Consider the following 3,227-nt stretch of genomic DNA (forward strand, 5'->3'; position numbering starts at 1 on the left):
TCTGCGATCTCAACTGGGACCAAAATTTCGGGCGAACCGTTGGGGTCGGTAGCCCACCGCATGATGCCCGGATTAAATCGTCGAATGAGCGACTCATCCACGTTGAGCTGCTTGGCAAAACTGCTTACTTCTATTTGCCCGTTGACCGCTATTGCTGTGAATGATTGTTTGTTTGGGACGGGTGGGAGGGTGACCTCGTGCGCCTGCGGATTTTTGATAATCTGCGCCAACGCCAACAAGCGAGGTAGATAATGTTTGGTTTCAGTGGGGAGTTTCAACGACCAGTAGTCGGTCGGTAGACCTTTCTTGGCGTTGGCACGCTGCGCGCGTTTAACGCGAGTTTCCCCCGCATTGTAGGCCGATAACGCCAGCAACCAATCGCCGTCAAAGCGGGCGTTGAGTGACTCGAGGTAATCTAGCGCCGCCTCGGTCGAGTCGCGGATGTCCAGCCGGCCGTCGTACCACCAATTTTGCTGCAAACCTAGGTGTTTTCCTGTTCGCGGCATTATCTGCCAGAGACCCGCTGCGCTTCTGTGCGACATGGACTGGGGCAGCAGTGTGCTTTCTACGATGGGGAGGAGGGCGAGCTCAATAGGGAGGTCGCGTTCTTCAACTCGCTCGACGATGTAGTGTAAATACCAACTCGCGCGTTCCGACAAAGCATCAAACAAACCCGTCTGCTTGAGAAAATGCTCTCGTTGCGCGATGACTGTTGGGTGGTCGGGGTAAGACCATACGAGGTCTCGTCGAATGCGATCCCATAAGTCGACCGCCGGTATCGGTGTAACCTCAAGATTGAGAGGTGCCGGTACGGCGCTCACCTCGGGCTGGGGTGGTACGATGCTGCTTGTTTGCTCTGGTGTTAATGTCGTGCAGCCGCACAGTACCCCCAACAGTGCGATGGTGGTTAGAGGTCGCAGACTAACTCTCAAAATGCATCCTTCCACTGCCGAATGACACGAAACACGTCGTCGGCATTCTGCACTGGCTCTTTACTCTGTGCGCTATGAATGATGGCTGGCGCGTCCCATCTCAGGAAAGGGTTGCTGCGGCATTCCTCCTCGAGCGTGGTGGGCAGCGTGGGCTCGTTTAGTCCCCGCAAACGAGAGACTTCGGCCACTCGCGCTTGTAGCGCGGGGTTAGCTGGATCGACCGCGAGCGCGAACCGTAAATTGGCCGACGTGTACTCGTGGGCACAGTAAACGCGTGTGTTTGCGGGCAGTTCTCGCAGGGATGCTAAGGAATTCCGCATTTGCTCGAATGTCCCCTCAAACACTCGTCCGCAGCCGCCACTGAACAGGGTGTCGCCGCAAAACAAAGCCTCGTGCTCAGGCAAATAATACGCGATGTGGTCTAAGGTGTGTCCGGGCACGGCTAGAACATGGATGTCGAGCGATTCAAGCATCAATTGGCTGTGGTCATCCACACGCTGAGTCAGCCCAGCAAAGGGGGAGTTTTGGGGGCCAATCACCGGTGTATTTGCGGCTTTAGTCAGCGCTTCAATACCACCCGTGTGATCAAAGTGATGATGCGTCACTAGGATCCCAGCGAGCTCAAGGCCATTGTTGCTGAGGTAGGTGTGGACTGCGTCAAAGTCGCCGGGATCGACTACAATGGCGCGACGGCTGTCTAAATGAAGACACCAAATGTAGTTGTCAGTAAAGGCTGGGATTGGGACAATGTTCACGTCGCGGTCGCTTTTGAAAGTGGACTTAAATGTAAGTTCCAAGGGTAAACCACTATGAGTGTGTCAACAAGACAAAGCGAGATCATTCAGCAATGGTACCATCGGCCATCGCTGCAGGATGCGCTTGCCTGCGTTAAGCGCGAGTTGGATCAGGCCTTGCCAACTTGCTTTGGCTATCATCTTGTTCAGTTGGCCGACATCGAATTCGTTGCGTGTTACAAGGGTTCAAAAATCAATCACTGTGTTCGCTGTCAGCCCGATGGCGAGATTCTCTCTGAGTCTGAGCACCTACCGTTCGATGCCGACAGTATTGACGTGCTGATTGCGATGCACAGTTTGGATACTTCCTCGGACCCGCACCAAGTGCTCCGAGAAATACAGCGTGTTTTGGCGCCGCAGGGCCAGTTGTTTTTGGTTGGCTTAAACCCCAGTAGCCTCAGCGCACTGAGTGGACTGCTTGCGAAGCTCACATTGCGAGAGCAAACAAGCCCGCGGTCGGCGTTGAGTGTACATCGCTTAGATGATTGGTTCCGCTTGTTGGGAATGGAACGAACTCGCCTGCGGTATTTCGCACACTTGCCATACTCCGGCACTCACTCCAAACTGAATCGAGCGCTCTCTGCAGTGACACGGTGGTTAGAGGCGCATCGAATGCCGGCGGGACGCATATATTTTATTCGCGCGACCAAGCAGGTCTGTGCGATAAGCAGACCTCATCTGGCTCGTTTTAGGCCTAGACTGAGGGCCATCGGCATAGGTAAGTCCGTGGTAACCTCCAGACAAACTAAGGAAACGCTGCAAAATAATGACTAGGAACGTCGTGATTTACACTGATGGGGCATGTAAAGGCAATCCAGGTATCGGTGGATGGGGTGCGTGGCTTCGTGCTGGCGAGCACGAAAAAGAAATGTGTGGAGGTGAGCATGATACCACGAATAATCGCATGGAGCTGACCGCCACTATAAAGGCTCTTGAAACCTTGAACGTGCCCTGTACCGTCGATATTTACACCGACTCCGTCTACGTCCGCGATGGCGTGACTAAATGGATGTCGAACTGGAAGCGCAACAATTGGCGCACAGCATCGAAACAACCGGTAAAGAACAAAGATCTTTGGCAAGCGCTCGACGAGGCAATTGGCCAGCATGACGTCAACTGGCATTGGGTTAAAGGTCACAGCGGCAATCAAGGCAACGAACGTGCGGATCAACTAGCCAATCAGGGAATTGAACAGCTTAGGGCAGCGTCATGAGACAAATTGTGTTGGATACCGAAACGACGGGTTTAGAAACCTCGGACGGTCATCGGGTCATCGAGATCGGATGTGTTGAGCTTATCAACAGGCGCTTAACCGGTCGTCACTTTCATCAGTACATTAATCCTCAGCGCGAGGTGGATCCCGGCGCTATGGAAGTGCACGGTATCAGTAATGAATTTTTGCAGGACAAACCCCTGTTTTCTGCGATTGCAGATGAGTTTCTGGAATTTATCAAAGGAGCGGAACTTATCATTCACAACGCGCCCTTCGATATCGGGTTTT

5 protein-coding genes are annotated in these 3,227 nt (G+C 53.4%); 3 read left to right on the forward strand and 2 right to left on the reverse strand.

Features of this window, described 5'->3' with window-relative positions:
- Together ACTF5Z_RS11580 and gloB are read right to left on the reverse strand one after the other, a co-directional pair.
- Positions 1 to 932 (reverse strand): transglycosylase SLT domain-containing protein (locus ACTF5Z_RS11580; RefSeq protein ID WP_438985775.1); only part of this gene is annotated, 932 nt, incomplete at its 3' end.
- A complete protein-coding gene (gene gloB, locus ACTF5Z_RS11585; RefSeq protein WP_438985776.1) occupies positions 929 to 1,687 on the reverse strand; it encodes a hydroxyacylglutathione hydrolase in 759 nt (252 codons plus the stop codon). The genes gloB and ACTF5Z_RS11580, both read right to left, overlap by 4 nt.
- A 54-nt stretch (positions 1,688 to 1,741) precedes the next feature.
- Between gloB and ACTF5Z_RS11590 the strand changes: the two genes are divergently transcribed.
- The 3 genes from ACTF5Z_RS11590 to ACTF5Z_RS11600 all read left to right on the forward strand — a co-directional run.
- Positions 1,742 to 2,500 (forward strand): class I SAM-dependent methyltransferase, encoded by a 759-nt coding sequence (locus ACTF5Z_RS11590; protein WP_438985777.1) that lies wholly within the window; start codon positions 1,742 to 1,744, stop codon positions 2,498 to 2,500.
- Positions 2,493 to 2,939 (forward strand): ribonuclease HI, encoded by a 447-nt coding sequence (gene rnhA, locus ACTF5Z_RS11595; RefSeq protein WP_423848531.1) that lies wholly within the window; start codon positions 2,493 to 2,495, stop codon positions 2,937 to 2,939. The genes ACTF5Z_RS11590 and rnhA overlap by 8 nt, the downstream gene beginning before the upstream one ends.
- Positions 2,936 to 3,227, forward strand: a 292-nt coding sequence (locus ACTF5Z_RS11600) for an exonuclease domain-containing protein (protein WP_438985778.1), incomplete at its 3' end; no start/stop codon positions are given. The genes rnhA and ACTF5Z_RS11600, both read left to right, overlap by 4 nt.

This window comes from Aequoribacter sp. (assembly GCF_965659035.1).
Taxonomy (GTDB): Bacteria; Pseudomonadota; Gammaproteobacteria; order Pseudomonadales; family Halieaceae; genus Aequoribacter.

Coding starts and splice junctions, on each gene's coding strand:
- ACTF5Z_RS11590 (WP_438985777.1), top strand. CDS start 1,742: ATGAGTGTGTCAACAAGACAAAGCGAGATCATTCAGCAATGGTACCAT.
- rnhA (WP_423848531.1), top strand. CDS start 2,493: ATGACTAGGAACGTCGTGATTTACACTGATGGGGCATGTAAAGGCAAT.